The organism is uncultured Arthrobacter sp., from assembly GCF_947495145.1.
In the GTDB taxonomy this organism is placed as follows: Bacteria; Actinomycetota; Actinomycetes; order Actinomycetales; family Micrococcaceae; genus Arthrobacter_D.
Genome location: NZ_CANLXP010000008.1, coordinates 158759 through 165303 on the forward strand (window position 1 = coordinate 158759; position 6545 = coordinate 165303).

Annotated in this window: 6 protein-coding genes; 4 read left to right on the forward strand and 2 right to left on the reverse strand. The window is 64.2% G+C overall.

The window, feature by feature from the left end:
• Positions 1–2: 2 nt before the first annotated feature.
• Positions 3–1208, reverse strand: coding sequence for a DUF445 domain-containing protein (locus Q0877_RS08340; protein WP_299166951.1), 1206 nt, complete (start codon positions 1206–1208; stop codon positions 3–5).
• Between the two features lie 134 nt (positions 1209–1342).
• Here Q0877_RS08340 and Q0877_RS08345 point away from each other — a divergent pair, with 134 nt between their 5' ends.
• Positions 1343–2236, forward strand: coding sequence for a glycerophosphodiester phosphodiesterase family protein (locus tag Q0877_RS08345; protein ID WP_299166940.1), 894 nt, complete (start codon positions 1343–1345; stop codon positions 2234–2236).
• Positions 2237–2244: 8 nt separating this feature from the next.
• A complete protein-coding gene (locus Q0877_RS08350) occupies positions 2245–4050 on the forward strand; it encodes a glycoside hydrolase family 15 protein (protein WP_299166941.1) in 1806 nt (601 codons plus the stop codon).
• A 66-nt stretch (positions 4051–4116) separates the two neighbouring features.
• Here Q0877_RS08350 and Q0877_RS08355 read toward each other — a convergent pair whose 3' ends face one another.
• Positions 4117–5292, reverse strand: a complete 1176-nt coding sequence (locus tag Q0877_RS08355) for a zinc-dependent alcohol dehydrogenase (protein WP_299166942.1) — start codon at positions 5290–5292, stop codon at positions 4117–4119.
• A gap of 64 nt (positions 5293–5356) precedes the next feature.
• On the opposite strand from Q0877_RS08355, the gene Q0877_RS08360 reads away from it, so the two are divergent.
• Both Q0877_RS08360 and Q0877_RS08365 read left to right on the forward strand, forming a co-directional pair.
• Complete coding sequence (locus Q0877_RS08360) at positions 5357–6124, forward strand: AzlC family ABC transporter permease (protein ID WP_299166952.1); 768 nt, start codon at positions 5357–5359, stop codon at positions 6122–6124.
• Entirely contained in the window at positions 6121–6432 is a 312-nt protein-coding gene (locus tag Q0877_RS08365; RefSeq protein ID WP_299166943.1) for an AzlD domain-containing protein, read from the forward strand. The genes Q0877_RS08360 and Q0877_RS08365 overlap by 4 nt, the downstream gene beginning before the upstream one ends.
• Positions 6433–6545 lie beyond the last annotated feature (113 nt).

The window sequence follows — 6545 nt, forward strand, 5'->3', positions numbered from 1 at the left end:
AATCAACCGAACAGTGCGTGCGCCAGCGCGAAGATTGCCAAGCCTGCCAGCGAGCCGACCACAGTGCCGTTGATCCGGATGAACTGAAGGTCCTTGCCCACCTGGAGTTCGATCTTCCGCGACGTTTCCTCGGCGTCCCAGCGCTCAACCGTCTCGGAGATGATGCCGGCAATGTCACTGCGGTAGGTCCGAACCAGGTAACCGGCGCCGTCGGAAACCCACCGGTTGATTTTCCCGGCGAGGTCCTCGTCGGTGGTAAGGCGCCGCCCGAAGTCCCGCACGGCAGCCTTGAAGTTGCGGGTCAGCTCGCTGTCCGGGTCGTTGACCGCCTCCAGCAGTGCTGTCTTGACGGTGGACCAGGCGCGCGCCGCGACGTCGTGAACGCGCGGGTCATCCAGAATGCCGGCCTTGATCTCCTCAGCCTTGGCAATGATCACCGGATCATGCTGCAGGTCCTGCGCGAGGTCCTTGAGGTACTTGTCGATGGAAAGCCGGACGTCGTGCTGGGGATCCGCCTGGACCGCGCGCACAAACTTGAGGAACTCAACATAAACCTTGTCTCCCACGAGTCCGTCCACGAAGTGGGGAACCCAGGTGGGGGAGCGCTGGGACACGACGCGGGAGACGACGTCGTAATTGGTGTCCACCCACTCGGCCGCACGGTCCACCAGCAGGTCCACGAGGCGGTGGTGATGGCCCTCCTCGAAGATGCGGGCGGCCATGCGACCAACCGGCGGGCCCCACGGAGGGTCAACCACGTGCTTGCGCACCATTGATTCGATGACCTTCTGGACGGCGTCGTCATCGAGTACCGTGAAGGCGCCGCGGATCAGGGCGGCGCCCTCCACTGCAACCCGGTCGGCGCCCTCGGGGCGGGCGAGCCAGGAGCCCGCGCGCTGTGCGAGGCCGAGGGAGGACAGCTTCTGCTGCACTACGGACTCCGAGAGGAAGTTCTCCTCGACGAACTGCCCGAGCGACGTGCCGATCTGATCCTTCTTGCGGGGAATGATCGCCGTATGGGGAATCTTCAGACCCATCGGGTACTTGAACAGGGCCGTCACCGCGAACCAGTCCGCCAGTGCACCCACCATTCCGCCCTCTGCGGCTGCACGCACATACTGCAGCCACGGATACTGGTCCTGCAGCGCGAACGCAACCAGGAAGATCACCGCCATGAGGGCAAGCAGGCCCGTAGCAACGGTCTTCATCCGCCTCAGACCCGCCGCGCGCTCCGTATCGGTCAACGCAATGCTCACTTAGTCCTCCGCATCGATGCTGAATTTCCCATCTAACCAGCCGTCCCTTAGGACAGTCACCCCGCCGATTCGCTAGCGTAAGGCCTGTGGCAGAACAACAAGCGGTGAAGCACGTGGTTTTCGCACATCGCGGCGCAAGCGGGCAGTACGCCGAACACACGCGCGCCGCCTTTCTGCAGGCGCTCGCCGAGGGAACAGACGGCGTCGAATGCGATGTCCACCTCACCGAAGATCTTGAACTGGTGTGCATTCATGACACCACACTCGACCGCACCTCCAGTGGAACGGGCGATGTGGGAGACCACACGATGCGTCAGTTGCGCGAGCTGGACTTCGCGTCGTGGAAGGGAGCCAATATCCCGCCCGAGTATGGCGGTGTGGCCGACCAGCTCCTGACCCTCGAGGACCTGGTGGATCTGCTGCGCGCGGATGGGCGCCAACTGGAGCTGGCGATCGAGCTGAAGCACCCAAGCCCCTTCGGTCTCAAGCTGGAGGAAAAGCTCATAGCCTTCCTGATGCGGGAGGGCTACGATCCGGAGACCTCCCGCCTGGCCAACCTGCACATCAGCTTCATGAGTTTCAATCCTGACTCGGTACGGCATCTCCTGGAGCGTGTCCCTGCCGACGTCGTCTGTCAGCTTGTGGCCGACGTCCAGCCCAAAGATGTGCGGGAGACACTCGGACCGCTCACGGCCGCCGCCGTGATGAACCTGCTCCGGCGTGCGCTGCACGAGGGTGAGCGCATCATTGCAAGCGGAGCGGTGGGAATCGCGGGGCCGGGCATCAAATACGTGCGCGCACATCCCGAGCGGGTGAAACGATGGCTGGCTGCCGGGCTGCGGCTTCGGGTGTGGACGGTCGATAACGACGACGACGTCGACCTCCTTCGCGAGCTTGGCGTCCAGGAAATCACCACCAACCGGCCGGCGCAGGTTCTTCGGCGGCTGAACAGGGCCCCCGGACCAGACCAGTGTGATTGAGTTAACGCATGGCTATGCCGATTGAGGACTATGCGCTGATTTCCGATCTCCACACCGGCGCGCTCGTTTCCCGGGGAGGAAGCGTTGACTGGCTCTGTTACCCGCGGTTCGACTCGGCGTCTGTCTTCGCAGCCCTTTTGGGCAACGAGAACCACGGGCGGTGGCTGGTAGCCCCGGCCCACGCTGCCGGTATTGCGGACCTGGTGGAGTGGAAGTACATCGACTCAACATTCGTGTTGCAGTCCCGCTGGCGGACCGAGGCGGGCGAAGTCCTCGTGACCGACTACATGCCTATCCATGATCGCCGTGCCTCCCTGGCACGCCGTATCGAGGGCGTCAGCGGATCGGTGCCGATGCGCCAGGAACTCGTGGTGCGTTTTGGATACGGCGAAGTCCTGCCATGGGTGCGGCGCACCCACGAAGAGGGCGGACCGGGCATCCTGGCAATGGCCGGTCCTGACGCCCTGCTCCTCCGCGGCACCCACCTTCCGCGAGCTGCCGACCACCGCCACGCAGGCGAATTCACCGTCGAAGCCGGTGAGACTGTGGATCTTGAGCTGGTGTGGTACCCCTCGCATCGTCCGCAGCCCACACCACTGGACTTCGACATCACGCTCAAGACAACCATCGACTACTGGCAGAACTGGGCGGAAAGCTGCGAGAAGCAGGGGGAGTACGACGAAATCGTCAAGCGCTCGCTCCTGGTGCTGCGTGCGCTGACACACGAAGATACCGGCGGCATCGTTGCGGCTCCCACGACCTCCCTGCCCGAGGCTTTCGGCGGCGAACGAAACTGGGATTACCGGTTCTGCTGGCTTCGTGATGCGGCCCTGACGCTTGAAGCCATGATGACCCACGGCTACGAGGATGAAGCTTCCGGGTGGCGGAACTGGCTCCTGCGCGCCGTCGCGGGCGATCCTGAAGATCTGCAGATCATGTACAGCGTCTCAGGGGAACGCAACCTGCCGGAAAAGGTTCTCGGCCACCTTCCCGGCTACGCCGACTCAGCCCCCGTCCGCGTGGGTAACGGGGCTGTGAGCCAGTACCAGGCCGACGTCGTCGGTGAAGTAATGGTGGCCCTGGAGAAGCTGCGTAAGCGCGGCGTGCAGGAAGACGAGTTTTCCTGGCCGCTGCAGCATGCGCTGCTGGGCTTCCTGGAGAAACACCTGAACGCCAAGGATCACGGCATCTGGGAGATGCGCGGCGAGCCCGCGTACTTCACCCATTCACGGGTGATGATGTGGGCTGCGTTCGATCGCGGCGCCCGCGCAGTCCGGGAGCATGGGCTCAAGGGTGAGGCGGACCGCTGGGAAGAGCTGCGCGATCAGCTCCGCACGGAGATCCTGGAGCAGGGGTTCGACCGCGAAACCAATTCCTTCACGCAGTTCTACGGAAGCGCGCTGGTGGATGCGTCGTTGTTGCAGTTGCCGCAGGTCGGGTTCGTTGGCTATGACGATCCAATGATGCTCGGTACGGTGTCGCGGATGGAGGAACAGCTCCTCGATGCTCACGGACTGCTGCTCCGATACCGCACCGAGTCTGCGATCGACGGTCTGGCGCCGGGGGAGCACCCGTTCCTCGCCTGCTCATTCTGGCTTGTCGAGCAGTACGCGCACACCGGCCGCCTGGATGACGCCAGAAGCCTCATGGATCAGTTGGTCGGTTACGCCAATCAGCTGGGCCTGCTGTCCGAGGAGTACGACGCCGAGAACAACCGGATGGCCGGAAACTTCCCGCAGGCGTTCTCCCACCTTGCGCTGGTGCGGGCCGCCGACGCGATCCACGAGGCCCAGCAGGTCTCCCCCGCGCGTTGAGTTGGCAGGACACGCCCCTTATGGAAGCTCATAAGGGGCGTGTCCTGACGAATGAACGATGGGTGGTTAGGGCTTGAGTACCACCTTGATGCAACCGTCCTGCTTCTTTTGGAAGGTTTCGTAAGCCGCCGGCCCCTCATCCAGAGAAACTTCGTGCGTCTTGAGGTCCATGACGCCCAAAGGATCCGAGGGGTCCTCCACGATGGGAAGCAGCTCGTCGGTCCATCGACGGACGTTGCACTGACCCATGCGCGTCTGAATCTGCTTGTCGAACATGGTCAGTAGCGGCATGGGGCTCGCGGTTCCGCCGTACACGCCGCTCAGGGACACTGTTCCGCCCCGCCGTACTGAGTCAATTGCAGCGTGAAGCACGCTGAGCCGGTCCACCCCGGCCGTTTCCATGGCCTTCCTGGCCAGCGCGTCGGGCAGTAGCCCGACGGCGTGCTGCGCGAAGGCCCCGACGGGGGAATGGTGCGCCTCCATGCCGACGGCGTCGACAACGGCGTCCGGTCCGCGGCCGCTGGTCATCTCGCGGAGGACATCGCCCACGTCCTTCGTGAAATCAATGGTCTCGATGCCATGGCGTTCGGCCATCGCGCGGCGCTCGGGCACAGGTTCAACGGCGATGACGCGCTGGCCAAGGTGCTTGCCGATCCTGCTCGCGAACTGCCCAACAGGGCCCAGGCCGAAGACGGCCAGCGTGCCGCCGCTGGGCACGTCCGCGTACTGGACACCCTGCCAGGCGGTGGGCAGGATGTCGGACAGGTAGAGATACCGCTCGTCGGGAAGTTCGGTTCCTACTTTGACCGGTCCGTAGTCGGCGTGCGGCACGCGCAGATATTCCGCCTGTCCGCCCGGGACCGAACCGTAGAGTTCGGAGAACCCGAACAGGGCGGCACCTGACCCCTGGTCATGGACCTGCGTCGTCTCACACTGCGACTGCAGCCCGCTATTGCACATCCAGCAGTGCCCGCAGGAGATATTGAAGGGGATGACCACGCGGTCGCCGGGCTTGAGGTTGGTCACGCTGCTGCCGACGGCCTCCACGATTCCCATGGGCTCGTGCCCGAGGACGTCACCCTTGTGCATGTAGGGCCCCAACACCTCATACAGGTGGAGATCCGATCCGCAGATGGCTGTCGAGGTGATGCGGACAATGGCGTCGGACGGGTCCTCAATACGTGGATCCGGGACTTCCTCAACGCTCACGGACCGCTTTCCCTGCCAGGTAAGTGCCTTCATCGATACTCCTCGGTTCGTTAAGGATGAGCTGATAAGTATGCTGACCTTCTTCAGTATTGCGGCCATGGCCCTCGAAGTGAAGCGCCCGCTGAATTCGGCATACGCTTGGCCGGTGGAGTTTTCGAGATCCCCGGCTGTGCGGGTTGGACTGTCGATTGCCGTGGCGACCGGCTTGTATGGCGTCTCTTTTGGAGCGCTTTCGGTGGCTTCCGGGCTCGATCTCCTGCAGACGATGGCCCTCAGCCTCCTGCTGTTCAGCGGGGGGTCCCAGTTCGCCTTCATCGGGGTGGTGGGCGGCGGCGGAACCGGAGCGGCGGCCATGTCGGCGGCCTCCCTGCTAGGTATCCGCAATGCTGTCTACGGGATGCAGATGAACGCGCTGCTCCGGCCGAGTGGTCTTCGCAAACTAGCGGCGGCACAGGTGACCATCGACGAGTCGACCGCTACCGCCACGGGGCAGAGCGAGCGTCAGGAGCAGACACGGGGGTTCTGGGTGGCCGGGCTCGGTACATACGTTTTGTGGAATGCTTTCACGCTGGTCGGCGCACTGTTGGGCAATGCGCTAGGAGATCCGGCGCAGTGGGGGCTGGACGGAGCAGCCGTCGCCGCATTCCTGGGCCTATTATGGCCGCGGCTGAAGGCACGCGAACCGGCCGCGATCGCCGTCGTCTGCGCGCTCGTCACGCTCCTCGCGGTTCCGTTCGCTCCGCCCGGAGTGCCGATCCTGGTGGCCGCCGCCGTGGCAGCCCTGCTCGGCTGGTTCAGCTTCGGGCCCTCCCGGGAAGGTCTTGAACCCGACCTCGAGCCCTACCCCACGAAAGGACGGCCGTGAATCTCTGGGGTTGGATCCTGATCGCCTGCGCGGTCAGCTATGTCACGAAGCTCGCCGGCTACCTGGTTCCCGCGCGCCTCATGGAGAACCCGCGGACGACCCGCGTCGCCGGAACGCTGACAATCGGGCTCCTGGCATCGCTGACCGCCGTCAATACCTTCTCCAGCGGTCAGTCGCTGGTGCTGGACGCGCGCCTTGCCGCCCTCGTGGCGGCCGCTGTGGCGCTGTTGCTCCGGGCGCCGTTCCTCGTCGTCGTACTGGTGGGGGCGGGTGCTGCGGCCCTGGCGCGACTGCTCGGCGCGTCCTGACCCCATGAGTTCGCAGGACACACCCCTTTTGAGCGCGGCAAAGTCATATGGTCGAAGCAACGCTCTGATTGATGGAGCGTTTGATGGTCAAGTTGTTTCCTGTGAATGCGCGT